General features: G+C 68.4%; 26 protein-coding genes and 2 pseudogenes. 12 read left to right on the top strand and 16 right to left on the bottom strand.

Annotation, left to right across the window (positions count from 1 at the left end; translation table 11 throughout):
* The 4 genes from ACO07H_RS04455 to ACO07H_RS04440 are packed head-to-tail and all read right to left on the bottom strand — an operon-like array spanning position 1 to position 4,325.
* Entirely contained in the window at positions 1-531 is a 531-nt protein-coding gene (locus tag ACO07H_RS04455; protein ID WP_422011530.1) for a DUF2894 domain-containing protein, read from the bottom strand.
* Complete coding sequence (locus ACO07H_RS04450; RefSeq protein WP_422011528.1) at positions 528-1,208, bottom strand: OmpA family protein; 681 nt, start codon at positions 1,206-1,208, stop codon at positions 528-530. The genes ACO07H_RS04455 and ACO07H_RS04450 overlap by 4 nt, the downstream gene beginning before the upstream one ends.
* Positions 1,201-3,606 (bottom strand): hypothetical protein, encoded by a 2,406-nt coding sequence (locus ACO07H_RS04445; protein ID WP_422011526.1) that lies wholly within the window; start codon positions 3,604-3,606, stop codon positions 1,201-1,203. The genes ACO07H_RS04450 and ACO07H_RS04445 overlap by 8 nt, the downstream gene beginning before the upstream one ends.
* Before the next feature lie 5 nt (positions 3,607-3,611).
* Positions 3,612-4,325 (bottom strand): DUF3348 family protein, encoded by a 714-nt coding sequence (locus ACO07H_RS04440; RefSeq protein ID WP_422011524.1) that lies wholly within the window; start codon positions 4,323-4,325, stop codon positions 3,612-3,614.
* A 136-nt stretch (positions 4,326-4,461) separates the two neighbouring features.
* Between ACO07H_RS04440 and dmeF the strand changes: the two genes are divergently transcribed.
* Entirely contained in the window at positions 4,462-5,424 is a 963-nt protein-coding gene (dmeF, locus tag ACO07H_RS04435) for a CDF family Co(II)/Ni(II) efflux transporter DmeF (protein WP_422011522.1), read from the top strand.
* Between the two features lie 159 nt (positions 5,425-5,583).
* Positions 5,584-6,693, top strand: coding sequence for a threonine aldolase family protein (locus ACO07H_RS04430; protein ID WP_422011520.1), 1,110 nt, complete (start codon positions 5,584-5,586; stop codon positions 6,691-6,693).
* Positions 6,694-6,799: 106 nt separating this feature from the next.
* Here ACO07H_RS04430 and infA read toward each other — a convergent pair whose 3' ends face one another.
* From infA to ACO07H_RS04415, 3 genes are all read right to left on the bottom strand, one after another.
* Positions 6,800-7,060: a translation initiation factor IF-1 gene (infA, locus tag ACO07H_RS04425; protein WP_422011518.1), complete on the bottom strand. Its 261-nt coding sequence runs from the start codon at positions 7,058-7,060 to the stop codon at positions 6,800-6,802.
* A gap of 98 nt (positions 7,061-7,158) precedes the next feature.
* Positions 7,159-7,452 (bottom strand): hypothetical protein, encoded by a 294-nt coding sequence (locus tag ACO07H_RS04420; protein WP_422011516.1) that lies wholly within the window; start codon positions 7,450-7,452, stop codon positions 7,159-7,161.
* A 28-nt stretch (positions 7,453-7,480) separates the two neighbouring features.
* Positions 7,481-7,693 carry a cold-shock protein gene (locus tag ACO07H_RS04415; protein ID WP_422011514.1) on the bottom strand — a complete coding sequence of 71 codons (213 nt, stop codon included), beginning with the start codon at positions 7,691-7,693 and terminating at the stop codon, positions 7,481-7,483.
* 414 nt (positions 7,694-8,107) lie between these two features.
* On the opposite strand from ACO07H_RS04415, the gene ACO07H_RS04410 reads away from it, so the two are divergent.
* A complete protein-coding gene (locus ACO07H_RS04410; RefSeq protein ID WP_422011512.1) occupies positions 8,108-8,788 on the top strand; it encodes a PEP-CTERM sorting domain-containing protein in 681 nt (226 codons plus the stop codon).
* A 13-nt stretch (positions 8,789-8,801) separates the two neighbouring features.
* Here the strand turns inward: ACO07H_RS04410 and ACO07H_RS04405 are convergent, their stop codons facing one another.
* The 8 genes from ACO07H_RS04405 to ACO07H_RS04370 form a co-directional block, all read right to left on the bottom strand.
* Complete coding sequence (locus tag ACO07H_RS04405) at positions 8,802-9,689, bottom strand: class I SAM-dependent methyltransferase (protein WP_422011510.1); 888 nt, start codon at positions 9,687-9,689, stop codon at positions 8,802-8,804.
* Positions 9,690-9,735: 46 nt separating this feature from the next.
* The gene (locus ACO07H_RS04400; RefSeq protein WP_422011508.1) at positions 9,736-10,608 is read right to left on the bottom strand and encodes an alpha/beta hydrolase; all 873 of its coding nucleotides are present in this window, start codon (positions 10,606-10,608) and stop codon (positions 9,736-9,738) included.
* 127 nt (positions 10,609-10,735) lie between these two features.
* A complete protein-coding gene (locus ACO07H_RS04395) occupies positions 10,736-11,524 on the bottom strand; it encodes a substrate-binding periplasmic protein (RefSeq protein WP_422011506.1) in 789 nt (262 codons plus the stop codon).
* A 12-nt stretch (positions 11,525-11,536) separates the two neighbouring features.
* Complete coding sequence (locus ACO07H_RS04390; RefSeq protein ID WP_422011504.1) at positions 11,537-12,055, bottom strand: lipocalin family protein; 519 nt, start codon at positions 12,053-12,055, stop codon at positions 11,537-11,539.
* A 29-nt stretch (positions 12,056-12,084) separates the two neighbouring features.
* Positions 12,085-12,771 (bottom strand): PAQR family membrane homeostasis protein TrhA, encoded by a 687-nt coding sequence (gene trhA / locus ACO07H_RS04385; protein ID WP_422011502.1) that lies wholly within the window; start codon positions 12,769-12,771, stop codon positions 12,085-12,087.
* 87 nt (positions 12,772-12,858) lie between these two features.
* Complete coding sequence (locus tag ACO07H_RS04380; protein ID WP_422011500.1) at positions 12,859-13,239, bottom strand: type II toxin-antitoxin system VapC family toxin; 381 nt, start codon at positions 13,237-13,239, stop codon at positions 12,859-12,861.
* The gene (locus ACO07H_RS04375; RefSeq protein WP_422011498.1) at positions 13,236-13,439 is read right to left on the bottom strand and encodes a type II toxin-antitoxin system VapB family antitoxin; all 204 of its coding nucleotides are present in this window, start codon (positions 13,437-13,439) and stop codon (positions 13,236-13,238) included. Before ACO07H_RS04375 ends, ACO07H_RS04380 begins: the two co-directional genes overlap by 4 nt.
* Before the next feature lie 159 nt (positions 13,440-13,598).
* Positions 13,599-14,264: a type 1 glutamine amidotransferase domain-containing protein gene (locus ACO07H_RS04370; RefSeq protein ID WP_422011496.1), complete on the bottom strand. Its 666-nt coding sequence runs from the start codon at positions 14,262-14,264 to the stop codon at positions 13,599-13,601.
* A gap of 173 nt (positions 14,265-14,437) precedes the next feature.
* Here ACO07H_RS04370 and ACO07H_RS04365 point away from each other — a divergent pair, with 173 nt between their 5' ends.
* The 7 genes and pseudogenes from ACO07H_RS04365 to ACO07H_RS04335 all read left to right on the top strand — a co-directional run bounded on the left by ACO07H_RS04365 (position 14,438) and on the right by ACO07H_RS04335 (position 23,738).
* The gene (locus tag ACO07H_RS04365; RefSeq protein WP_422011494.1) at positions 14,438-14,992 is read left to right on the top strand and encodes a cytochrome b/b6 domain-containing protein; all 555 of its coding nucleotides are present in this window, start codon (positions 14,438-14,440) and stop codon (positions 14,990-14,992) included.
* A gap of 948 nt (positions 14,993-15,940) precedes the next feature.
* A pseudogene (locus tag ACO07H_RS04360) lies at positions 15,941-18,198 on the top strand (type I secretion system permease/ATPase).
* Positions 18,195-19,658, top strand: a complete 1,464-nt coding sequence (locus tag ACO07H_RS04355) for an HlyD family type I secretion periplasmic adaptor subunit (protein WP_422011492.1) — start codon at positions 18,195-18,197, stop codon at positions 19,656-19,658. Before ACO07H_RS04360 ends, ACO07H_RS04355 begins: the two are co-directional and overlap by 4 nt.
* A gap of 385 nt (positions 19,659-20,043) precedes the next feature.
* Entirely contained in the window at positions 20,044-20,769 is a 726-nt protein-coding gene (locus tag ACO07H_RS04350; RefSeq protein WP_422011490.1) for a hypothetical protein, read from the top strand.
* Positions 20,766-21,890: a hypothetical protein gene (locus tag ACO07H_RS04345; RefSeq protein ID WP_422011488.1), complete on the top strand. Its 1,125-nt coding sequence runs from the start codon at positions 20,766-20,768 to the stop codon at positions 21,888-21,890. The genes ACO07H_RS04350 and ACO07H_RS04345 overlap by 4 nt, the downstream gene beginning before the upstream one ends.
* 52 nt (positions 21,891-21,942) lie before the next feature.
* Positions 21,943-22,393 (top strand): annotated as a pseudogene (locus ACO07H_RS04340) (asparaginase).
* Between the two features lie 313 nt (positions 22,394-22,706).
* Complete coding sequence (locus ACO07H_RS04335) at positions 22,707-23,738, top strand: IS5 family transposase (protein WP_422011485.1); 1,032 nt, start codon at positions 22,707-22,709, stop codon at positions 23,736-23,738.
* A 333-nt stretch (positions 23,739-24,071) separates the two neighbouring features.
* Here ACO07H_RS04335 and ACO07H_RS04330 read toward each other — a convergent pair whose 3' ends face one another.
* Entirely contained in the window at positions 24,072-24,398 is a 327-nt protein-coding gene (locus tag ACO07H_RS04330; RefSeq protein WP_422011483.1) for a helix-turn-helix domain-containing protein, read from the bottom strand.
* 67 nt (positions 24,399-24,465) lie between these two features.
* Between ACO07H_RS04330 and ACO07H_RS04325 the strand changes: the two genes are divergently transcribed.
* Positions 24,466-25,071 (top strand): hypothetical protein, encoded by a 606-nt coding sequence (locus tag ACO07H_RS04325; RefSeq protein ID WP_422011481.1) that lies wholly within the window; start codon positions 24,466-24,468, stop codon positions 25,069-25,071.
* A 5-nt stretch (positions 25,072-25,076) separates the two neighbouring features.
* Complete coding sequence (locus ACO07H_RS04320) at positions 25,077-25,571, top strand: RNA polymerase sigma factor (protein ID WP_422011479.1); 495 nt, start codon at positions 25,077-25,079, stop codon at positions 25,569-25,571.
* The last annotated feature ends 56 nt before the right edge of the window (positions 25,572-25,627 follow it).

Raw genomic sequence — 25,627 nt, 5'->3', positions numbered from 1 at the left:
TCAGCGCCGCCGCGCGGTGCCCTTACGCGCCGGCTTCGCGTCGGCCTCGGCCGCCATCTGCAGCGGCGCCAGCGCGGCCAGCCCGTCGAGCTGCGCGATGAAGCGCTGCAGGTAGTCGGGCGACAGCGTGTGCAGCTGCTGCAGCGCGCGCCGCACCAGCACATGGCTGTTCAGCGGGCCCAGTGTCTCGGGCACCGGTGCTTCCACCTCGGCCAGCCGGCGCGCCAGGCGCAGGTCGCTCCAGGTGCGCCGGTGGGCCTGGACGTTGCGCAGCTCGGGGCTGGCGTGGGCCTGCCGCAGCTGGGCGACGAGTTCGGCCAGCGGTCCGGGTGCGCGTGCAGACCGGGGCGCCGGCTGCGGGACAGCCGCCTGTCGCGCGTGCTGCTCCAGCAGGCCGACCAGCCGTTCCCGCAGTGCGCCGTGTGGCTGTGCGGCGGCGCGGCACGCCAGCGCCTGCAGCACGCGCGCCTGCACCGGGTCGCCCGCGGCCTGCGCGTCGGCCCAGGCGAGCGGATCGTCCGGCGCCGTCATGCCGGGGCGGACGCCGCTGCGCGCCTGGGCCGCGGCGTGGGCGCGATCTCCACGCGCCGGTTCAGCGCCCGGCCCGCGGCCTCGTCGTTGGACGCCACCGGCTGCTGCGGCCCGAAGGCGGCGGCGAACACCGCGTCGGGCGGCAGGCCTTCGGCCATCAACACGCGCGTGACCGTCAGTGCACGCTGGGCCGACAGCTCCAGGTTGTCGGCGAACTTCGGCGCGCCCTTGCCCGTGACGAGGCCGCGGTCGTCGGTGAAGCCGCTGACCATCAGGATCTCGTCGCGCTGCGCGAGGTAGGTGCGCAGCGGCACGGCCAGGCTCTTGATCAGCGCGCGGCCGTCCGCATGCAGCTGGTCCGAGCCGGTGGCGAACAGCACGGCGCCGCTGATGCCGATGCGGCCTTCCACCAGCGTGATGCGCCCCGACCTCAACGAGTCCGCCAGCGGCCCGGCCAGTGCGCGTTCCAGCGCCTCGCGCCGCTGCTGCTCGGCCTGGCGCTGCTGCACCTCAGCCTCCAGCTGGTTGGCCAGGTCCAACTGGCCCACCAGCGCCGCGGCCAGCACCAGCACGAACGCACCCAGCACGCCGGCCATCAGGTCGCCGAACGCGGCCCAGGCCGGGGCGCCCCCGCCTTCAAGGCCGGCGTCCTGCTCCAGCTCCAGCGGCTCATCCATGCGCGGCGGCTCCCTGCAGCGCGTCCAGCACGGCTTTCTGCGAACCCAGGCACAGGTCGATGACCTCGCGCGCCTGCGCCACGTAGTAGCCCAGCTGCTCGTCGCTGCGCGTCATCGCGCCGGCCAGGCGCTCCTCCAGCGCAGCCAGGTGCTGCACGAGCTGCGCGTTCGAGCCCTGGAACTGTTCGACCGCGGCGCCAAAGCCTTCGCCCAGGCTGCCCATCTCGGCGGCGCTGGCGGCCAGGTGCACCGCGGCGTCGGCCAGCGTGCGGCCTGTCGTGTCGGCCTGCGTGGCGAAGCGTTCGCCCAGCGCCTGGAGCTGCGTGGCGGAGCCGACCACCAGTGCATCGACCTGGGAGGACGCGCTGGCCGCCAGCGAACTGACCTGCGACGACGCGCTGCCGACCAGCGCATCGATGGCCGCGCGCTGCTCGCCCGCCGCCTGCTGCAGCGAGGCCAGCAGCGTGGCGACGGTCTGCATCAGCTCGGCCCGTTCGGCCAGCGCGGCGCGGTCCTGCGCCTGGCTCTGCGCGAGCTGTTCGCGCAGCGCGGCCACCACCTCGACGGCGGCGCGCGGCGCCTCGCCCGCGGCCTTCAGCAGCGCGCCGGCCTCGCTCAGCGTCGCCTGCGCCTGGTCCTGCGCCTGGGCGACCAGCTCGCGCGTGTGGCCCAGCAGGCCGTCGGCCAGTTGCTGCTGCTGCGCGAGCTGTGCGGCGCCTGCGGACTGCAGCTCGGTGCGCCAGGCCGCCAGGCGCTCGGCGTCGTTGGCGGCGTGGGCCGACTGCAGGCGCTGGTGCGCGTCGGCCAGTGCGGCGACGGCCACCTGCGTCTGCGCCGCGAAACCGGCGGTCAGCTCGGCCAGCGCGTGCTGCGTGCGCTCGCTGCTGGTGGCCGCGGCCTGCTCGGCGGCCTCGCGCTGGGCGGCGAACAGCGCTTCGCTGGCGGCGCGTTGCGCGGCCAGCGCCTGGGCTTCGGCACGCGACTGTGCGCTGCGCTGTTCGTCCTGATCGGCCTGTGCGGCCCGCTGCGCGGCCTGCGCGGCGGCCAGGCGGTCCAGCAGGTCCTGCGTCTGCGCCGCGAAGCGCTCGGCGGCTTGCGCGGCGGCCTGCTGTGCCTGGGCACACTGGTCGGCCAGCGCGTCGAGCTGGGCCTGCAGCGCGGTGGCACGGGCCCCGTCGGCCTCGGCCTGCGCAGCCTGCTGGCGCGCGGCGGTCTCGCCCAGCGCGGCCAGCAGCGCCTGCGCCTCGGTGGCCCAGCGCTCGCCCAGGCGCTGCACGGCGTCCTGCGTGGCCTGGCCCGTGTCGGCCAGCAGCTGCAGCGCGGCCTGGCGTTGCTGCGCCAGGCCGTCGGCCTGCGCGGCCGCGGCCGCGGCGCTGTGCTGGGTGATCTGCGCCAGGCCCGCGTCGAAGCGCGTGGCCAGCGCACCGAGTTGCCCGGCCACGTGGGCGGCGACGCGCTCGTGCAGCGCGGCGGCCTCGCGGGCGATGCCGGCCATCGCGGCCTCGGCGGCGGGCTGGATGGCCGCGCCGGCCAGGCGGGCGCTGTCGGCCAGGCTGGCGCGCAGCGTCGTGTCCACGCTGGCCGCCAGCGCCTGGTAGGCCGTGCGCGTCTCGTCGTGGAACTTCGCCTGCGCGGCCTTGCGGGCGTCCTCGTGGCGGGCGTTCTGCGCGGCGAGCTGGTCGGCCATCTGCTGCGCGAACTGCTGCAGCTGCGCCACCAGCTCGCGCTGGCGGGCCTGTGCCGCCTCGGACGCGGCCTCATCGGCGGCCTGCTGCGCCTGGGCGCGGCGGTGGGCGGCGGTCAGCGCTCGCAGCGGGCCCAGCAGGGCGGCGTCGAGCTGCCCGGCCACGGCCGCGCGTTCGCGGCGGGCCAGCGCCACCATCAGGCCCAGCATGGCCGAGCCGGCCACGCCGGCCACGCTGGCGCTGAAGGCCAGTCCCAGGCCCTGCACCGGCGCGCCCAGCGCCACGCGCAGCGCCGCCAGGTCGGCGGTGGCGCTGACGGCCTGGGCCGTGCCGCCCAGCGTGATGACCAGGCCGATGAAGGTGCCCAGCATGCCCAGCAGCACCAGCAGGCCCGACAGCGCGGGCGCGAGGGCCAGCCCCGGCAGCGCCACGCGCAGGCCTTCCAGCCGCTGCTGCACGGCGGCGCGCAGCATCGGCGGCACGCGGGCCAGCCAGCCGTCGTCGGCCGGCGTGGCGAGCGCGGCGGCCAGCGCGCGGCTGGCGCGGCGCAAGGCCTGCAGCTCCAGCACGCCCAGCACGAAGAACGCGGCGATCAGCAGCGTCATCGCCAGCGCCACCGGGTGGTGCCGCGAAGCGGCCAGCCCGGCACCGGCGATGCCCGCAAGGCCGGCGGCCAGGGCCAGGAGGTAGAGCGTGTTCAGGAAACGGTTCATCGGGGTCAAGCCGCGGCAGTGGCCGCGTCTTCCTGGTGCAGGGCTTCGACGAGGCCCAGCACCGGTTGCAGTCGGAGGTCCAGCTCGGCCCGCAGCGCACGCTGCAGGTCGGGCCAGAAGCGAAGGCGCCAGTCGCGCGGGTCGGCGCCGTGGTGGGTTTCGGCGCGGCGCGTCAGCAGCGCCGGCAGGCCGGCCAGGCGCTGCTTTTCCTGCGCGACCAGCGCCCGCTCGAACAGCAGGTCCAGTTCGGCCAGCCGTGCCAGCGCGCCGGACGCCTCGGCCAGCCGCGGGCGCAGCCGCTCGCGCAGCGTGGCGATGCGCGCGGCCATGCTGCGCTGCTGCTGCGCGTGGTGCAGCCGGTAGGGCGCCAGCAGTTCGGCCAGCGGCAGGCCCTCGGGCGCGGGCGCGGCGGACTCGGCCGCCAGCGCCGCGTCGTCGAAGGCGGCGAGCAGCTCGGCCTGCAGCCGCTGCAGCGCGGCGTCCGCCCAGCCGCAGGCCTCGCGGCGCGCGGCGGCATCCACCGTGGTGGCCGGCGCGGTGGCCAGCACCTGCGACAACCCGATGGCATCGGCCCAGCCCAGCCAGCCGCCCAGCCGCTCGGCCACGGGCGCGGCCGGTGCGGGCGCGACGCCCCACAGCATCAGCAGGCGCGCCAACGGCTCCGCCGCCGCCTGGGGAGGCGGCGCCCAGGCGGTGGGCGGGGTCGGGGCGGCGTGCATGGGGACGGCTGGCGCTCACGCGGGCGCGCGACGAAAAAGGGCGAGAGTTTAGTGAACCCCGCCCGGCGGGGCCTTTGCGCGCGGTGGCGTCATGCGCCGGGCGCAGAATTCCGCCACCCCACAGCCCCTGACCGCCATGCACACCCACGACCTCGCCGAATGGCGCCACGACCATGTCTTCGACACGGGCAACACCGCCGCCGAGCGCAGCACGCGGCGGGTGATGTGGATCACGGCGGCCATGATGGCCGTGGAGATCGCCGCCGGCTGGTTCTACAACTCCATGGCGTTGCTTGCCGACGGCTTTCACATGAGCAGCCACGCGGTCGCCATCGGCCTGAGCGCCTTCGCCTACGCCGCCGCGCGCCGCCATGCCCAGGACGCGCGCTTCGCGTTCGGCACCTGGAAGATCGAGGTGCTGGGCGGCTTTGCGAGCGCGATCTTCCTGCTCGTCGTGGTGGCGCTGATGGTCTACGGCTCCGTCGAGCGGCTGTTCAAGCCCGAGGCCATCCACTACCCCGAGGCCACGGCCATCGCGGTGCTGGGACTGGCGGTGAACCTCGTCTGCGCGCTGCTGCTGGGCAAGGCGCATCACCACGACCACGGGCATCACGCGCATGGCGACCACGGCCATGACGACGCCCACCACGCCCACCACGCCCAGGACCTCAACCTGAAGTCCGCTTACCTGCACGTGGTGGCCGACGCCGCCACGTCGGTGGCCGCCATCGCGGCGCTGCTGGGCGGCTGGTGGCTGGGCTGGGCCTGGCTGGACCCGGTCATGGGCATCGTCGGCGCGGTCGTCGTGGCGGTCTGGGCCAAGGGGCTGATCCAGGACACGGCCAAGGTGCTGCTGGACCGCGAGATGGACCACCCCGTCGTCGACGAGATCCGCGAGGTCGTGGCGGCGCGCGGCGCCGCCAGCGAGACGCTGATCGCCGACCTGCACGTCTGGCGCGTGGGCCGCGCCACCTATGCCTGCGCGCTCAGCCTGGTGACGCACGACGCCGCGCTGACGCCACGCCAGGTGCGCGACTGGCTGGCGGTGCACGAGGAGATCGTGCACACCACCATCGAAATCCACACCTGCGAAGCGTGAGGCCCCTCGCCCACACCCGCGCCGCTGAACGCGCACGGGTTGAGTCGGTCCCCCCAGGGGACGGCGATGCTTGCCGGTTCGACCGGCAAGCACATCGCCAGCGCGGGGCGGCTTGGGAGCGGCCCGGCGCCCGCCCCGCAAATTCCAAAGGTGATTGACATGCCCGCCATCCAGCCCTCCCACGCCGACATCGAGCTGCGCAACGGCTGCACGCGCTGGCTCAACGGCCACCGGCCGGCGCTGTCCATGCGCGAATCGCTGCTGGCGCTGGCCGAGCTGCCCGAGGCCACGCAGCCGCTGGACGTCTACGGCGACGGTGCCGTGCTGCAGGCGCTGGAGGCCGACGTGGCCGTGCGGCTGGGCAAGCCTGCGGCGAGCTTCTTCCACAAGGGCGTGGCCGCCCAGCTCGCCGCGCTGCGCGTGTGTTGCGGCGATGGCGACGGGCCGGTGGCGCTGCATCCGCAGAGCCACATCGCCATCGACGAGGCCGATGCCGCCCAGGCGCTGATGGGCCTGCGCTGCCTGCCCGTGGGCGCGCCGGACACGCCCTTCACGGCCGCGGAACTGGCCGCGCTGCCCGAGAAGCCGGCCGTGGTCGTCGTGGAGCTGCCGCTGCGCCGCGCGGGCTTCAGGCTGCCGGGCTGGGACGAGCTGGCGGCGATCAGCGCCTGGTGCCGCACCGAGGGCGTGAGGCTGCACTTCGATGGCGCGCGGCTGTGGGAATCCGCGCCGCATTACGGCCGCTCGCTGGCCGACATCGCTGCGCTGGCGGACTCGGTCTACGTGTCGTTCTACAAGGGCCTGGGCGGTCTCGCGGGCAGCGTGCTGGCCGGGCCCGAGGGCTTCGTGGCCGACCTCGCGCCCTGGAAGACGCGGCTGGCCGGCCAGGTGTTCACGCTGCACCCCTTCGTGCTGTCGGCCCTGGACGGCCTGCGCCGCCAGTTGCCGCACATGGCGGCCTACCGCGAACGCGCTCGCGCGCTGGCCGCACGGCTGGCGGCGCAGCCCGGCTGGCGTGTGGCGCCCGAGGCGCCGCACGTCAATTCCTTCCAGCTGCACCTGCCCGCCGAGCCTGCCCGGCTGCGCGACGCGATGCTGGGCGTCGCCCGCCGCGAGGGCTTCTGGCTGGGCGCGCGGGCGGTGGCGTCGCACCTGCCGGACGGCGGCGCGATGGTGGAGATCGTCATCGGCGACGCCGCCTCAGGCTGGACCGACGAGGCCGCGGTGGCCGCCTGGCAGCGCGCAGTGCTCGCCGCCCACGCAGGCTGAAGCATCGGCCGCACAAAAGCCAACGGCCGCCAAGGCGAACCCTGGCGGCCGTCGGGGGAGACGGTCGACGATGACAGCCGGCGCCGGCGAAGGGCCGGCCGGTCGATCAGCGGCGGTTGCCCGTACCGGTGGGGCGCGGGCCGCGGCTGTCGAGGTGGCGGAACGTGATGCGACCCTTGGACAGGTCGTAGGGCGACATTTCCAGCGACACGTTGTCGCCCGCCAGGATGCGGATGTGATGCTTGCGCATCTTGCCGCCGGTGTAGGCCACCAGCTTGTGGCCGTTCTGCAGCGTCACCCGAAAGCGCGAATCGGGCAGGATTTCGTCGACCACGCCCTGCATTTCAATCAGTTCTTCCTTGGCCAAGTGTGAGCTCCTAAGTGAGTTGAATGACTTGAATCTAGACGGGAAACAGTTCAGGCGTGCCGCTCGCGATTTTCAGGGCGAACGGCGTGCCTGCGCCATCAGTGGCAGCGAGCCCAGGCCAGGCCTTCAGACCTGGCGTAGTGCAACGCGGCCTGCGGGCTGCGGAACTCGGGCGTGAACCACATGACGCGGTCCACGCTGGCCATGCCCCGGCCCGATCGGATCGAGACCGAAGCGGTGAAACCGCCGCCGTCCCGCGGTTGAGTCATGGGGGACACGACAAAGCGGCCCACTTCGATATTGTTGTTGTTCAGCATTTTCTTGTTTTTCTTGATCTCGCGCAGCGGGCACATGCCGGCTGCGGTTGGGTTGAGGGAGCGGACTCCGCTCATGGCGCCTTGACGGGCGCGAGCGTGTCGCTCAAAGGGTGCGGATGTTCGACGCCTGCGGGCCCTTGGCGCCCTCGGTGGCTTCGAATTCGACCTTGGCGCCTTCGGCGAGCGAGCGGAAACCGCCGCTGGACTTGATTTCGCTGTGGTGGGCGAACAGGTCCTTGCCGCCGTTATCGGGGGCGATGAAGCCGAAGCCCTTGGTGTCGTTGAACCATTTGACGGTGCCGGTTTGTGTGGTCATGGTGTTTCCTTTGGAATCGTGGAGATGGATGGAGACCCTCCGCCGGCGTCATTGCCGTGCAGAGACAGAAACACTCAAGAACACTCACCGGGGAGTTGCTGTAGCGAGCCGCTCGCGAGAAGGGCCAGGGGGTGGCCAGCGGGGCTGCAGATAAGACCTAGAAAAAACGGTCTTGCGCGAATCTATCCCGACAATCTACCACGTCTGTCAAGCCCCCCTGCACCGAGCCGTGGTGGCGCGCCCTCGCGTCGCCGGAAAACGACGCCGGCACGGCCGGTTCGCGCGGCGACGCGACCGCGCAGAACCGGACATCGCCCGACCCCTGCATGCGCGGGGCGTGCAGCCGGAACCTGGGGGTTGTGCCTGCTGCCCGGCCCGCGCAGCATCCGCGCTCTCACCCACAGGATGACCGCCATGAAGACCACGCTGCTGCTGATCGCCGGCCTTGCCGGGCTTGCCGCGGGCGCTGCCTCCGCCCAGACCTACACCGTCGACTTCGGCAGTGGCCCCACGGCACCGGCCATCTGTGCCGACAACGCCGCCGGCACCGGTGCGATGGTGGCCTGCACCGACAACGCCTGGATCAACCAGGGCTACGGCGACGTGGCCGGCGTGATGGACGTGCGCTACGGCCAGCCTCTGGCCACCGGCGACGCCAGCCTGCGCTGGTGGGGGCAGAACTACAACAACCTCTACGGCGTGCTGTGGGCCGACGGCGGCGACGGCCCCAACTCCTACGCCCGCATCGACCTCGTCGCCCAGGGCCCCGCCGGCCTGCAGCTCGTCAGCTTCGACCTCGGCGCCTACCCCAACACCACGCGCGGCACCGAGGTGCAGATCTTCGACCTCGGCAGCAACGCGCTGCTCTACCAGTACAGCGGCGATGTCGGCGTCAGCAACACCTCGGCCACCAGCTTTCTGGTGGGGTTGAGCTCCACCACCGGCCTGCGCATCGAGTGGCGCAACAGCGCCTACAACGTGGGCATCGACAACCTCGTCATCCAGTCGGCTGTGCCCGAGCCTGCCGCCGCCGCCCTCGCGCTGGCCGGCCTGGGCCTGCTGGGCGCCGCCGCGCGCCGTCGCCAGGCGGCCTGACGCCCTCTGCCGCTCAGCCGGCTTCGGCCACCAGCACGAAGACCGGCGCCCAGAAGTAGTCGCACAGGCGCTCCAGCCGCTGCACGCGCCAGCCCTGCGCGGCCAGCCGTTCGCGCCACAGCGGCATCGGGTGCTCCCAGTTCGTGGCGGCCGTCTGCTCGTCGAGCTGGCCCAGCAACATCGGCAGCAAAAAGCCCTGGCCGACGAGCTCGCGCGTGGCGCCGTCGTACTCGCCCAGCGCCCGTTCGTAGCGCGCCGCGAGCGACAGCAGGTGCGCGTCCGTGCCGCGCGTGAGCGGCGGCACGTCGAACTCCACGATCACCAGCCGCCCCACGTGCGCCCGCAGCCGCGCCAGACCGGCCCAGCGCTCGTCCTCAGGAACCGCCTGCAGCGCGAACGTGGCCTGGGCGATGTCCCAGCGGTCGCCGGGCTGCAGACGCGCAGCGAAGGCGCCCAGGCCTTCGTTCAGCGCCTGCACCGGCAGCGCGGGCTGTTCCGCCTGCGCGCGGGCCACGGCGCTGGCCAGCAATGCGCTGGCGGGCTCCACCAGCGTCAGACACTCCAGAGTGTGTGGCTGCGCGGCCAGCGCCGGGAAAAGCGCGTGGCCGTCGCCGCAGCCGATGTCCAGCAGCGAGCGCGCGCCAGCGGCTTGCGCGGCCAATTCGGCGCTGACCTGCGCGTACAGCGGCACGTTGCCGCCGCCGCGGATGAAGGCCTCGAACGCGGCGGGCTGGTCGTAGACCTGCGCATCGGCCGCGCGTGCCGCATGCAGGCGCAGCGCGGCCGTCAGCAGCGGCAGGTGGGCGGCAGCATCTTCAAGCGCCGCCTCGTGCCCGGCCAGGCCGGTGCCGTGGCGGGCGGCGTGGAACAGGGCGCGCAGGGCGGTGGGGTCGTGGGTCATGCGCCGCAGTGTCGGCCCTCGGGCCGGGCCGCCGTGCAGCGTGCCGTCAGGGCGGCGGCTGGTTGACGAAGTCCGACACATCCTCCAGCACCGGCGCCAGCCAGCGCAGCGGCCGGCCGAAGGCGCCGATCAGCGTGACGTGGCTCACGCGGTCGTACATCTTCACCGTCACCGGCCGGCCCGCGGCCTGCAGCCGGGTGGCCAGGCCCACGGTGTTGCGCTGCGGGTTCACCAGGCGGTCTTCCTTGGCGGCGCCCAGGAACGTGGGCGGCGCGTTCGGGCCGGCGTAGGCAATGGGCTGCGTGCCGGGCGGGTAGTTGGGGTGGAAGAACACCGGCTTCGCGTCCGGGTTCTCGATGGGCAGGAAGTCGTACGGCCCTGCCAGCCCGATGAAGCCGGCCAGCTCCGCGGGCTTGTGGCCGGTTTCGGCCAGCCAACGCGGGTCCAGCGCCAGCATCGCGGCGTTGTAGCCGCCCGCGCTGTGGCCCATCACGTGCACGCGCTTCGGGTTGCCGCCCAGGTTCTGCGTGTGGCTCAGGCCCCAGGCCAGCGCCGCGGCGCTGTCGCGCAGGAACTCCGGGTAGCGCACCTCCGGGTACAGGCGGTAGTCGGCCACCAGCGTCAGGATGCCGTGCGCCGCCAGCGCCTCGCCTACGAAGGTGTAGTCGCCCCGCTCACCCTGGTTCCACGAGCCGCCGTAGAAGAACACCACCACCGGCCAGCCGCCCGCGGGCGCCGTGCGCGTGGGGCGGTACACGTCCAGCATCTGTCGCGAGCCGCTGCCGTACGCCACGCTGGTGCGTGTGTAGGTGTCGCTCGGCGCCAGCGCGTTCAGCGCCGTCACGGGCGAGCAGGCGGCCAGCGTGCCTCCCAGCACGAGCGCAGCGAGTACGACGAGGCAGAGCTTCAGCACAGACATGGCGGGCGGGCGCTTCGGCGCAGGGTGACTGACCCTGCATTCTGCGCATCGCCCCGGCGCAGGCGCGCGCGGCACACACCCGGTCGCCTCGTCAGCCGACATGCCGTCGCGGCGGCGGGCCGCACGCTCAGCCGGGCTGTTCGAGCAGCCGCCGCAGTGGCGCCGCGTGCGTGTGCAGCGCCTGGTCGATGCGTGGCAGGTGGGCGGCCAGGTCGCAGCCGCGGGCCACGGCGATCTGCACCGGCTGCTCGACGATGGGCCGCCGGCCCAGCACCAGCGACGCCAGCTCGCCCCCGGCGTCGCGCACCCGCTGCTCCAGCAGGTGCACGTCGTCGTTGGGCTGCGTGGCCAGCAGCGCGTCGCAGCGCCCGGCCTGCAGCATGCGCAGGCGGCTGGCAAAGTCGCCCGCGGCGCCCTGCGGCTCGAAGAGCCGGCCCTTCGCCGCCTCCAGCTCGGGGCCGTAGTCCAGGCCCGGCACCACGCACACGCGCAGGCCCTTCAGGTCGGCCGGCGTGCGCGCGTCCACCGGCTGGCTGCGGCGGCTGATCGTCCACACGCCGCTGGCGAACAGCACCTGCGAGAACGCCAGCCGCTCGCCGCGCTGCGGCGAGTAGGCGACGCCGAAGCCCAGCGCTTCGCCGCGCTCGACCATCTTCAGCAGCCGCGAGAAGGGCACGAACGACAAGTCCCACGCCAGCTCCGCCGCCTGCGCCAGCCGCGCCAGGAAGGGTTCCATCACTGCCCGGTTGACCGCCAGCGACAGCGCCAGCGGCACCACCGGCCGCGCCGCCTGCGCGTGGGCGGCCCGCCCGACGGCCAGGCCCACGCCTGCGGACAACCCCGCCGACAGCCAGTCGCGCCGCGTGGCCCCCGGCTGCGCCGGTACCAGGTGCGAGGGGGGCGATGGGGCGGCCATGGCGGGGGGCGGTCAGTCCAGCGGCTGCGTCTGCGGCGTGCGCTGGAAGGCCGCCTTGTCGAAGCCCAGCGCCGCCGCGCGGTCCAGCAGCGCCTGCAGCGCGGCCTCGTCCATCTGCGGCGTGCGCGACAGCACCCAGGCGTACTGCCGGTTCGGCGCGCCCACCAGCACCTGGCGGTAGTCCGCGTCCAGCGCCAGCACCCAGTAGTCGCCGTAGAGCGGCCAGAAGAACGTCACCCGCAGCTTGGCGTTGCCACTGCCCTCCACCACCTTGGCATGCCCGCGGATGCTGTCCACGCTGCCGTCGGCCGTGCGGCAGCGGTTCTCCACGGCGACCCGCTCGCCGTCGGGTCGGTAGCGCGCCTGCGTGTCGGCCACGCACTGGCGCTGGAAGCGGTTGGGCAGCAGCGCGATCTCGTACCAGGCGCCCGCGTAGCGGGCCAGGTCCACCGCGGGCACGGTGGGCAGCGGGGCCGGGGCGGCGCAGCCGAGCAGCGGGGCCACGAAGAGCGCGGTCAGCAGGTGTCGCATGGGGTGCATTCTGTCCGGCTGCGCCGGCCTCAGCCGTAGGCGTACCAGAGCGCCGCGAAGAAGTGGCACACGCTGCCGCCCAGCACGAACAGGTGCCACACGAAGTGCGAGTACTTCACGCGGTTGTCCAGCAGGAAGACGAACGCCCCCAGCGTGTAGCTCAGGCCCCCGGCCACCAGCAGCGCCAGGCCCGTGGCCGGCACGTTGGCCATCAGCGGCCCCGCGGCAAACACCACCACCCAGCCCATCGCCAGGTAGAGCCCCGTGGACACCAGGCGGTGGCGCAGCCGGTTCAGCAGCTTGATGGCCACGCCGAACGCCGCTGCGGCCCACACCGCGATCAGCAGCGTCACGCCCGGGCCGGTGTGCAGCACGCCCAGCGTGAACGGCGTGTAGCTGCCGGCGATGAACACGTAGATGGCCGCATGGTCCATGCGCAGCAGCAGCGCCTTGGCGCGGCCCTGCCACAGGCTGCTGGGCAGCGCGTGGTACAGCGTGGACACGCCGTACAGCAGGATCATCGTGGCCGCGAACACCGCCGCCGCCGCCACATCGGCCGCGGCGCCGTGGTGCATGGCGCGGATCACCAGGATGGGCAGCGCCGCGATGGCCAGCACCACGCCCAGGCCGTGGCTGATGGCGTTGGCGATTTCCTCACCCAGGGTCTGGTCGCGGTCGGCGGGCGGGGCTGAATGGGTGGAGCGGAGCGGCAGCATGTGAGGCGGCGATTGGGACGTGACGCGCCAAGCATGCCAGCTCTGCGTGACGGGTGATATCGCCGGCGGCACGGGCGTCGTCCGGAATCAGTGCAGCGCCGGCCGGTGCATCACGCCGAAGCGCTCCGCCAGGGCGCCCAGGCGCTTGTCCAGCGTCCACAACTCGGTGTCCGGCGTCATCAGGGCCGAGGCCAGCAGCGTGACGTCCACCCAGCCGCAGCCGAGGCCGAACAGGTGTTCGCGCTCAACAAACGCCAGCACTTCGCGCGTGCTGGCCTGCTGGGCTGCGGGCAGCCGCGCGAGGTCCGCGAGGCTCTGCGCACGCATGGGCGGCGTACCGCAGGCGATTTCGCCCAACACCATGGGGTGGCAGGCCACCCGGTCCAGCGCCAGCAGGTCAACCAGGTCGGCGTTGTGCTGCCGGAAGTGATCGATCCACACCGACGTGTCGACAAGCACCTGTGTCATTCGAGGGGGGCGTCGCGGCGGCGTGGCACATCGCTCATGGCCGGCGCCTTGCCGCCGAGTGCTGCCAGCCGCTTGGCTGCCTGAACGCGCACGAAGGTCTTGACCGCCTCGCGGAACAGGTCGGCCTTGTCCATGTCGGGGTCGGCAACTTCCAGCGCTTGCTCGTAGAGGGCGTCATCCAAGGTCACGGTGGTGCGCATACACAACTCCGTCATCAATGATGATGCGATTTTGATCCTCTCGCTGCATCAAAACAAGCCGGTCGACTGCTTTCGGACGGCGGGTTTGGCGCAGTGCCGTTGCTGAAGCGTGAACAGCGCGCGCCACGGCAAGAACCCCCACGCCCGTGCCGAGCCGCTTCAGCGTGGCGACAGCGCCGCCACCAGCGCTTTCGCCACGGCCTCGCTCGAGTTCGGGTTCTGGCCCGTGATCAGGTTGCCGTCCTGCTCGACGTGGCTCAGCATCGGCAACAGCGCGGAATGGAAATCGGCGCCGCCCGCCTTCATCTCGTCTTCCAGCAGGAAGGGCACGACGCCCTTCAACCGCGCCAGGAATTCCTCCGCGTTGGTGAAGCCCGTCGCGCGGCGGCCCTGGAAGAACGGCTGGCCATCGGCGCGCCGGGCATGCACCAGCGCCGCCGGGCCGTGGCAGACGGCCGCGATCACCCGGCCCGCCGCGTCGTGCCGCGCCACCAGCGCGTGCAGGGTCGCATCCTGGGCCAGGTCCACCATCGGGCCGTGCCCGCCGGGGATGAACACCGCGTCGAACGTCTCGTCCTGCACCGATGCCAGCGTCACGCTGTGCTGCAGCGCTGCCAGCGGCTGGGCCCAGGTGTCGCGCTCCTTGTCGCTGGGCTCCGTCTTCGGGTCCAGCGGCACCTGGCCGCCCTTGGGTGAGGCCACCGTGACGGCGATGCCGGCCTCGATGGCCGCCAGGTAGGGCACCGCGAACTCCTCCAGCCACAGGCCGGTCGGGTGGTCGGGTGCGAGTTGGGTGGCACTGGTGGTGACGAACAGGGCGCGCATGGCAGGCTTTCAAAGTGACAGCGCTTCAATCTATGCGGCGGCCGGCACGCGGCTTGTAGGCGGCCAGGCCGTGCGGGGCGGCGCCCGCGCCTCAAGCGCTTTCACTTGATGCGCGTCATGGGCTGGCGCCTTGGCGCACCGACACAATGCCCTGAACTTCCCCCGGAGTCCCCATGGCCCACCCCACTGCGCCACGCTACGCCCCCCTCAGCCGTGCCTTGCACTGGCTGACGGCCATCGCCGTGACCGTGGCCTTCATCCTGGGCCCGGGCGGGTTCAGCCGGCTGATGCGCCAGGGCGTGGACCCGGCCACGCGGCCGGGCATCGTCTGGCATGAGTCCCTGGGCCTGCTGGTGCTGGCGCTGACGCTGCTGCGCCTGCTGTGGGTAGCCCTGCGCCCGGGCAAGCCGCAGTTCGACATGCCGGCGTGGATGCAGGCGCTGTCGCGCCTGGTTCACGGGGCGCTGTGGGCGCTGCTGCTGGCCCTGCCGGCCACCGCCCTGCTGGCCCTGGGCAGCGAGGGCCGCCCGCTGACGCTGCTGGGCGGCGTGCGGGTGGACCAGTTGCCGTGGATTGCCGGCTCGCGCCTGGGCGGGCTGGCCGACTGGGGTGACGTGCACGGCCTGCTGGGCGACGTGCTGATGTGGCTGGCCGGCCTGCACGCGCTGGCCGCACTGTTCCATCACTTCGTGCGCCGCGACGGCGTGCTGGCGGCGATGCTGCCCTGACGGGCGAAGCGCTGGTCGCGGTAGGTGGGTGGGGTGGCGGGAGACACGTGGAGCAAGTTCATGGCGAGGCGCACAACAGGGCGTGACGAGCCATGCATGCCAAGTCTGCGTGACGGGTGACTTCGGTCACCACAAGTCGGCCTTTAGTTCAACGAAGCACCTGCAATTCAGAGGCGTGACGGGCGCTGCGCTTTCAACTTAGATGTGGCACGCAGTGCGGTGCGTCCAAGCTCGCCAGCGTGAATGAGGCGCGGTTTCGTGCGCGATACAACTTCACTAGAAGCAGCCTTGGCGAGCGCCGGATTTGCAGCGGTTGCCGCCCCTCGGCTTGTTGAGCGGGCTGTCAGCAATGTGCCCATAGACGACTTTCGGAATCAACCACGGAGGGGGCGCGTCGTGTATCTGCCATCGGTCATTCCAGAGCCAAGTCCCAGGTCCAGGCACAAATCAGTCATTCACGCGCCACCCTGCCGCCTGCTTCAAACGACCGGTCTTGAGGAACCTGATGTCATCCGGGGTGATGCCCCTGAACGTGGTGTAAGTCTTTAACCGATGCAAGGGGGATCCGCCCCTACAGCACATCTACGTTCTGTCAGCCGCCGGCGCCGACACCGCGGCTGTGTTGATCCTGTTATCGCCAAGACTGTGAGCCTGGCGACTGCGCTTTCGCTGCTAGCCTGATGTGTTTTTGCGCCGCAATGCATAACGACGCTGGCGGCCACCAAGCAAGGAGGGCCGGCTATCGATATCGTTAATCGCAGAGAGCTATCTGTTCTCGCTGGCCTATCTGGCCTCGTTCGTTGTCTACCGCGTTGACGCACTTGCTAGGGTGATCGCTGCATCGGCGACAGGGGTTGCCCGTAGTAATTTTTGGGGTCGCCTTTAGCCGTGGCGCCTACTACATTGCGGCCGTTGTGAATCAGAAGCCCGGTATAGGGCGCATTCAAAATGTCAGCAGTCGAGGGAGTGCGAGGGGCGGCTCGTTTCGCTTCTCGCGATGGTGTGTTGGCCGATAGCGGTGCTGCGGTATCCGCAGCCGCTGCGCCGCAGCAAGTTGTCAATGCAGCCCTTCAGGCCTTGTGCATCCTTGCCCGCCTGCACCATGTGGCCGCCGAACCGCACGCGCTGCGTCATGAGTTGGGCCTCGGCGAGAACGACCTCGTCATTCAGCGGGACCTGCTGCTCGCGGCGAAGCATCTCGGCCTCAAAGCCAAACCCACTCAGAGCTCAAGCGGCAGGCTGACGCTGGTCCCACTGCCGGCGTTAGCCACAATGAATGACGGCCGCGTCGTTGTACTGGCGCAATGCGACGGCCAGCGCGTCCTTTTCATGGACCCTTCAGCTGGCGCCATCGACGGCGCACAAGCGGCCCGGCCAACCATCGAACCGCTGGACGTCTTCGCTTCTGAATGGACCGGCGAGCTCATCCTCGTGGCCAGCCGGGCGAGCCTTGCTGGCGCACTGGCGAAGTTCGACTTCTCCTGGTTCATTCCAAGCATCGTCAAACATCGCAAGCTGCTGGGCGAGGTGCTGCTGGTGTCGCTCTTCTTGCAGCTTTTCGCGCTCGTCTCGCCGCTGTTCTTCCAAGTGGTGATGGACAAGGTGCTGGTGCACCGCGGCATGAAGACCCTGGACGTCATCGTCATTGGCCTGGTCGTCATCATGCTGTTTGAGAGCGTGCTGAACGTGCTGCGCTCCTACGTGCTCAGCCACACGACAAGTCGCATCGACGTCGAGCTGGGCGCCCGCTTGTTTAGACATCTGCTGAACCTGCCGCTGGTGTACTTTCAGGCTCGGCGCGTGGGTGACTCGGTGGCTCGGGTGCGCGAGCTGGAGAACATCCGCCAGTTCCTCACCGGCAACGCCCTGACTCTGGTGCTGGACGTCCTTTTCTCGGTCATCTTCATCGCGGTCATGTTCGCGTACAGCGTGCCGCTGACGCTGATCGTGCTGGCTTCCTTGCCGCTGTACCTGATCCTCTCCTTGAGCATCGTGCCCGTCTTGCGCGGCCGCCTGAACGAAAAATTCGCCCGCGGTGCCGAGAACCAGTCCCTCCTGGTTGAGACCATCACCGGCATCCAGACCGTCAAGTCCAGCGCCCTGGAGCCGCAGATGGCCCGCCGCTGGGACGAGCAGCTCGCTGCTTACGTCAGCGCGGCAATTCGCACTCAGACGCTGGCCCAGTACGGCCATGAGGGCATCAACCTCATCGGCAAGGTCGTCAACGCCGCCACGCTTTGGTACGGCGCCCACCTGGTGATGGAAGGCGCTTTGAGCGTCGGCATGTTCATCGCCTTCAACATGTTCGCTGGCCGCGTGGCGCAGCCCATCATGCGCATCGCGCAGATGTGGACCGACTTCCAGCAGACCGGCCTGTCGATGGAGCGCCTGGGCGACATCCTCAACACGCGCACCGAACTGCCGCCTCAAAGCGTCAGCCCGCTGCCGTGCCTGCAGGGCCGCGTGACGCTGGACAACCTGACCTTCCGCTACCGCCCCGACGCCCAGCCCGTGCTGCACGGCGTCGGCCTGGACGTTGAGCCGGGCGAGGTCATTGGCATCGTCGGCCGCAGCGGGTCCGGCAAGAGCACGCTGACCAAGCTGATTCAGCGCCTCTACGTGCCCGACAGTGGGCGCGTCATGGTCGACGGCCAAGACATCGCCCTCGTCGACGCCGCCAAGCTCAGGCGGCAAGTCGGCGTCGTGCTTCAGGAGAACATGCTCTTCAACCGCAGCGTGCGCGAGAACATCGCCATTGCGGACCCGGCTGCTCCCCTGGAGGCCGTCATCCACGCGGCGAAGCTCGCTGGCGCGCACGAGTTCATCACCGAGCTGCCACAGGGTACGACACCATCGTTGGCGAACAAGGCAGCAGCCTTTCAGGTGGCCAGCGCCAGCGCGTCGCCATCGCCCGAGCCCTCTTCAGCCAGCCGCGCATCCTGATCTTCGACGAGGCCACCAGCGCCCTCGACTACGAGAGCGAGGCCATCATCCAAAAGAACATGCGCGTCATCTGCCAGGGCCGCACGGTCTTCATCATTGCCCACCGCCTGAGCGCCGTGCGCCATGCACACCGCATCATCGCGATGGACAAGGGCCGCATCGTCGAGATGGGCAACCACGATGAGTTGCTCGCCAAACCCAAGGGGCTCTACGCTCACCTTTGGCGCATGCAGGACGGCTCGGCTGCAGGAGCGATGGCATGAGCACGACCACTGCTTCGGTCCGGCAGGAAACCGCAGAGGCCCCGCGTCACCCGGTTCTTGAACTGCTGGCCCGCTATCGCGCCGTCTTCAAGGCCGCCTGGGATCGCCGCGACGAACTCGCCGGGCCCAGGCGCATGCTCGACGAGCAAGCCTTCCTGCCGTCGGCCATCTCGCTGCAGGAAACGCCGCCTCATCCTGCCCCTCGCCGGGCCATCATCACCATCTGCTCGCTCTTCACCATCGCGCTGCTGTGGGCCTGCTTCGGACATATCGACATCGTCGCCGTGGCAGAGGGCCGCATCATCGTCAGCCAGCGCAGCAAAACCCTCCAGCCGCTGGAGACCAGTGTCGTCAAGGCCATCCACGTGAAGGACGGCGACAAGGTCAAGGCGGGCGACCTGCTTATCGAGCTAGACAGCACCCTCACCGCCGCCGACAGCGCCCGGGTGGGTGAGGAACGAAGCTCGGCAACATCAGAGGCCCTGCGCACCCAGGCCTTGCTCGCAGCACTGACGCGCGGCACTGCACCAATCCTTGGCCCAGCCTCGCTCAATGGGCTCAGTGCGGCAGACCGCGCCGAAGTCCAGGCACAACTGCAAAGCGAGTGGGCCGACATCAGCGCCAAGCTCGCCAAGTTCGCCGCCGAAGCAGCACGGCGCAGGGCCGAGATCGACACGGCTGAGCAGTACGTCGCCAAGCTCCAGACGACGCTGCCACTGGCACAGCAGCGTGAGAAGGACTTCAACTCGCTTGCAAGCCAAGGCTTTGTTGCCAGCCATGCCGGCCAGGATCGGATGCGTGAACGCATCGAACTGGAGCGCGATCTGGCCACCGCCCAGGCGCGCCTGCTTGAGGCCAAAGCGGCACTGAATGAAGCCGAGCAAGGCCTCAACGCCTACCGGGCAGAAACTATTAGAACGCTCAAGGACCGCGAGGCGCAGGCCGGGCTCAAGGGTCGCCAGCTTGCGGAAGAGGGCACCAAGGCCGACAAGCGCAATGCGCTCACGCGGCTGACGGCTCCCGTGGCCGGTACCGTGCAGCAACTGGCCGTGCACACCACCGGCGGGGTCGTCAAGGAAGCAGAGGTGCTACTTGTGCTGGTGCCGGACGACGCCGAAGTCACCGCCGAAGTGGTGCTGGAGAACAAGGACGTCGGCTTTGTGCGCAGCGATCAGGCGGCCACCATCAAGCTAGAAACCTTCCCATACACGCGCTACGGCACGGTGCAGGCGCAAGTGCAAAGCATCACGGCTGACGCCGTGCAGGACGAGAAGCGTGGCGCAATCTTCCCGGCAACGCTGGTGCTCAATCAGGCAGCTATCAACGTCGACGGCAAGAGCATCAAGCTGGCCCCGGGCATGAACATCACCGCTGAGATCAAGACCGGCAAGCGCCGCGTTATCGATTACCTGCTCAGCCCTGTGCAGCAGCATCTCGATGAAAGCTTGGGCGAGCGGTGAGGTGCGTCCAACGACCAAAAGACGGAACAGCTTAAATATGAATAATCTGATGAGGTATCGATATTGATAGCGCCTGTGGCACTCTATTGCTAATGCGGCCCGCCAACTAAACCCAAGACGGGATTCGATTAGCTTTCTGCTCTGCTGATAGAGCTGTGCAACATAGGGAACAGGCGCCTCGGCCCCCAGCAGCCGCCTGCCTAAAACACCTTCCTTTTGGTGGCCGAAAGATGACTCGAGTAACTGTTTGGAGCGGGTTTAAATACCGGAGCGGACAGCGCTACATTAGGCGCGGATTTGGCTTGATAAAATATACCCCAGCCCTGCGGCTTAAATTCTCGGGGAATTTATTGCAAAAGTCGCCTTAACATTTCGCGAGAGAAAAATGAACACCAACCGAGATTCTGTGACATTGATAAATGCAACTGCCGACATGAGCTCGCAGTGCAAAAATGAGTCTGCCGAACTGTTAATTCTGCTGAGGCGCCGATTACCGAAATTGAACTTGCAATCAACATTCACGCGAAAGACAATGAAAATTCAACCAGTAAAGCATTGGCTATTTTTTGCAATGGCATTTCCCGGAATAGCAATTGGCGGCGAAGAGGAGAAACAATTGCTAGCTATTATAAGTGGGGCGGAATCGCTCGCTCGAAAGCAACAATCAGCCGCCATATCAGACCTATTTGAGAGAGCTGGTTACATATGCAACCGCCGAGAGATAGGAATTTCTAACTGCCGCAAGACTCGAGGGGATTTGCTCGAGCCGAACGTTGCTGAGATTCACGACATCTTTGATCCTGGCAAGGCGCAAAGAATTCAAAGAGCTATTCTATCCCCAGCGAAATCTTTATGCGTTACCTACTCCGAATTTCGCAGGGCGCTTCGTCAAGATCTTGACCTTGGCGTCCCACCTGTACCAGTCGCCTCCATAGGGGACAAGCCGAAGGAAATTGCGGCTGAACTATCTATGTGGCGCTCAACTCGATTCTATTTTAAGGGAGGGAACGCACAGGATTCTTACAATATCTCCATTGAGGCCGATTCAGATGCGGAAAACCGCCGCAACTGCATCACATCCATAGTTTTTCAAACTTTCTTTGCGTCATGACAACTTTTGCCAATACTGCTGAGCTACGCCAAGCGATTCGCGAAACTCTTGTATCACAACAAGACGAACTTGGAATAGTAATCTTTGATGGTCTTACCAGGTCCGGCATTAGTGTGGAACTCCACCCCAGTCGCACGGAATTCAACCCAACCAATAGAACAATATATATTTCAAACGCAGCAGTTAGCGCATACGCTGCAGCATCCGACTACAAGAGCGCGTTAAGCGGGCTTTTCTATCACGAGTACGGCCACGCGACACATACTGATGCGATAAAGCAGCGATGGGTCGACTCGATGAATGCGAACTCGCGAGACGTCTCATCGTATGCCTTTTACGATAATGAAGCTGATTCAATCGCATGGCAATTCATCGTCGGCACGTCATTCGGCATGAACTGGGGCGGAGTGAATAATGCAGAAATTCAAGCCTACTACCAAGCATCAAAACAATATTTCCAGTCCCACGACATAAATTGGACGGCACTTCAGAAGAATCTCTCTCAGGAACTATCATCTCAGATGAGGATTTCCGGGAGCGATGCTGCATCGGCTGAAGCATATGCAAACGCGGTTGAGGCGGCTGTCCGGGAAAAAAGCGCTGCCTTAGCTGGCGGGGGCAGTTTCACGCTTGAAAACAACACATATGGTGGGAACGCCCTCGAACTTCCACTCTCGCAATTACCTGCTTTCGAGACGATAGACGTCTACCGCCATGGAAATGGGGATGTCACAATGGTCGGAAACATGAATGGCCAACAAGTTTTTAGTCTTGAGTTCCGACACTCCGGTGGCGGTGGCTTGGGCCCTAAGGAGGACGAGGAATACAACGTGAATAGAGTTTCGCAGCAGCTGTCCATGCGCGCTACGCATGGACAGCGGTCGGAAATCGACGTCGAACAGTTGGCAGCCCCTCTGACAGGTGCGGTAGCTGACGACCTGAAGCTCATGCCTAAGCAAAACTGGTCACTGGACGTGCCGACGGCAGGCTTTGATTCCGCTACCTGGGCGGCAGCTACCTTGACACAGGCCATGGCCACTTTTGATCTTCAGACCGCCTATTCAGGTCAATTCACCGAGCGAGCACATGCTCGAGTCATCGACATGGCAGTGGTACCTTGACTGCGGATTCCGCGTCTGAACTGGCGCGAAAGGATTCCGTCCTGATCGGGGCCTGCGCGGCAGCGTCGTCGAATCCCGCCATTTGGGCGGCCAGGCCATCGTCGACGCCGCGGGCGCCGTGCACACGGCGTTCGGCGACATAGATCGGCCGGCGTTCACACGCTCGGCCGTCAACCTGCTGCAGGCCCTCCGCTTTCGGCCAGCGGCGAGGCCGAGACTTGACCGACGAGGAGCCTGCCCTGGCCTGCGCCTCGCACAGCGGCGGACCCGAGCATGTGGCCACGGCCGCCGACGTGCTTGCCAGGCTCGGACTGGAAGAGACTTGGAATGCGAGCACGAAATGGGCCAGCCGCAAGCCGGTGCTGCGCTGCATGGTGGCACGAGGCGAACTGGACACGCCGTTGCACAGCACTCGGGCAGGCACTGCGTCTTCGTTCGCGTGGCCTGCCTTACTGCAGGCAGCGCCGGGGCGAAGCCGAAGCACTTTGCGCGCGGCTATGTGATCGGCCCTGCCGAACCCGCCGACCCGCATGAACATTGGGGATTCGGGGTGATCGCCGATGTTCAGAACTCACAAAAGAATAATCAATCCATAGCGCCCGCGACATTTGGGGCTGCGACTGCCATGGGTCGATAGCGCCATCTCGAAGCTCTTCAGAGCTGCGTTGGCCGCCTGGGGTGCAGAAACTCAGGCTTCGCAGGGATAGCTTCGACGAACGTCCGGTCCTGGATGTGCAACGGTCACTCAGCCGACCAGACGAGACCGCTGCATAACTTCCCTGATGCGCGGCGCCGGGAGATCGGCTGAAATCAGGCATGGACAGCTTCTTCCTGATGGGTGCGAAGCCGCTGGTCCAGGACTCGCCGACGATGAAGTTGCATGAGTTGCTGGACTGGGCCGAGATCGCGCACAAGCTCAAAGGTCTGTACAAGCGTGAGGCCACGCATGGCGCCGGCCCTGAGCCGTACACGCCGTTGTCCATGTTCAAACTGATGCTGCTGGGCCAGTGGCACGGCCTGTCGGACACGCAGCTGGAGCATGCACTGAAGGTGCGGCTGGACTTCATGGTGTTCACCGGCTTCGAGCCGGGTGACGGCAGCTTCCCCGACGCGACGACGATCTGCCGCTTCCGCAACCGCCTGGTGACGGCCAAGCTTGACCAGGTGCTGCTGCGCCGGGTCAACGTGCAACTCGAAGGCCGGGGCTTGAAGGTGGCCGGCAGCCGCGGTGCCATCATCGACGCCACGATCATCGAGAGTGCCGCGCGGCCCAACCAGCACGTCGAGGTCGACGACGACGGCCAGGCCGACGTGGTGGACAGCGCCGACGACGAAGCGCGCTGGGTCAAGAAGGGCAAGGACGCGTTCTTCGGGTACCGCGGCTACAGCGCGGTGGACACGGAGGACGGCTACGTCGAACACGTGCAAGTGCACCCCGCCAACGAAGCCGAGGTGAACAAGCTGCCCGCCATCGTGGACGCGCTCATTGAGCAAGGTATGCAGCCTGAGGGCGTACTGGCCGACAAGGGCTACGCGAGTGCGGCCAACCGCGAGTACCTCAAGGGCAAGAAGATCGGCGATCTGATCCAGTTCAAGGGCAGCCGGGGCCACCCGGTGCATCCCTTGCAAACCCAGATGAACCGGGCCATCGCCACGCTGCGCTACAAGGTCGAGCAGGGCTTCGGGACGATGAAGCGGCGCTTCCACCTGAGCCGGGCGCGGTACTTCGGAGCGGCCAAGACGCAGGCACAGATGGCGTGGGCGGCGCTCGGCGTGAACCTGCTCAAGGCGATGAGGAAGCTGCAAAGCGGACGGCTGCAACCGTGCCCAGGCAGTAGTCCGTCCTGAAGGGCCAAAGGCCCTCGGGCAGACGCTCGAAATGGCTTATGACAGCCCGAAAACGCGATCTCGATTGCGCATCTCGAAATGCTCTCCGCACCGGCTGCTCGCCACTCATACCGACGTCAGTTGTGCAGCGGTCTCCAGACACGAATGACCGGGACCGGCGGCTGCGGCGATCAAACCCACCAAAACTGGAAGGCTGGCGGACAGCCTGTTGTGTGGCTCGGCAGTTTCAGCTTTGGGCACATTGCCGCCCCTCGCCTAGCGGATCCGAACGGCTGCAACCAGCCTAAAGCTGACGCAAGTACTACCCCCGACAGACGGGCAGCCGTCCTTGATCTAACCGATCTTTGCCAGCCACTGTTTCGCCTGATGCGCTCGCCGCTCTTCGGGAAGTTGATGCAGGGCCAGCAACAAATCCGCGACCGAATCGTCTTCGCAATAGAGATAGGGCAGCGAGACACCAAGCGCATCCGCGATCAGTCTTGCCGTAGCCACTGGCGGCTCATGCACACCGAGTTCATAGCGGCTGATCCGGGCCCTGCTGCTCGACTCATCAATCCCGATGAGCACGCCCACCTTCTCCTGGGACCAGCCCAACTCCTCGCGTCTGGCGCGCATGCGGCAGCCGAAGACGGTGGTTGTTGGGTTTTCCGCTAAAGGCATGTCACGAGTCTCGTAACAGACGCATAATTCGTCGTCACGAAAGTCGTTACACCGAGCGAGGTGATCGATGCGCTACATCCTCCGAGACCCCACCGCCTGGTTCGGCGACGCCTTGTGCTGCCGCTACCTGGTCGTTCAATTCGGCCGCCTGCGCGTCCGCGTGCGGCAAGGCAATGTGACCGCTACGTCGCACTGGCTCTGGGCGCTGGGCCTGTTCAAGGACGGCAGCTTCCACGTGCTGGGCGCGTGGCGGGACGACGGGCCGGCAAGCCCGCAGAAGATCGCCGCGGACCTGCATGACCGCGGCCTTGAGCGCATCCGGGCCCTGGCGGCGGATGACAAGGCCTTGCGCGGCGCCATGGCCCGCTTCAGGCCCAGGCGCCGCCGCGCCACACTGGCCGGGCTGGCGGCGTCGGGCGCGTTCGGGCCGCGCATGCGGCGCGCGTTCGCGTGGGCGGAGGCGGCGGGCGCGGCGATGCAGGGCCGCATGGCGGGCGTGGTGAAGCGCCACGGGCCGTTCGCGAGCGACGCGGCCGCGACGGACTTCATCGCGCAGGCTTTCCAGCGCGCCGACCGCGACCTGCTGGCCGACTGGTGGGACCGCAGCCGGCCGGCACGGTTCGGCGAAGTGGCGGCGGCCGCGGCGGTGGCCGCGCTGGCACAGGGCGCCTGACGGCCATGTCGGGCGGCGTCGCCAGGAACTGGCAGGCGGTGCTGGCGCGCGCCCGCGCCGCGCTGGAGCGACGGGGCCGCAGCCCGCACGAGGCTGAGGACCTGGTGCAGGAAGCCTGGGTGCGGCTGGCGGGCTACGAGCAGGCGCGCGAGCCGGTGGCGCAGCCGGAGGCCTTCCTGATGCGCACGGCGCTGAACCTGTCCATCGACGCCTACCGCCTGCGCATCAGCCACGGCGAGCAGTTGCTGGTGGAAGACGTGGTGCTGCTGGACCTCGCCCCCTCGGTGGAAGCCGTGGTGCTGGGCCGGGAGCGCCTGGCGCGCCTGAGCATGGGCCTGGCTCGCCTGAGCCCGAAGACCCGCGACGTGTTCCTGTCGCACCGGCTGAACGACATGAGCTACGAGCAGATCGCGGCGCGGCACGGCATTAGCATCAGCGCCGTGAACAAGCACATCGCCAAGGCCATGCTGCAGCTCACCACGTGGATGGAGGGCTGGTAGCCGGGGCGCGAGGGGCCGCCGGCCGCCTGTGCCGGCGCGCAGCAGGGTGTGTCAGC

The sequence above is a fragment of the Roseateles sp. genome (genome assembly GCF_965229315.1).
GTDB lineage: Bacteria > Pseudomonadota > Gammaproteobacteria > Burkholderiales > Burkholderiaceae_C > Pelomonas.
The sequence above is the reverse complement of the archived record's forward strand: the minus strand, read 5'-3'. Positions and strand labels throughout refer to the sequence as shown.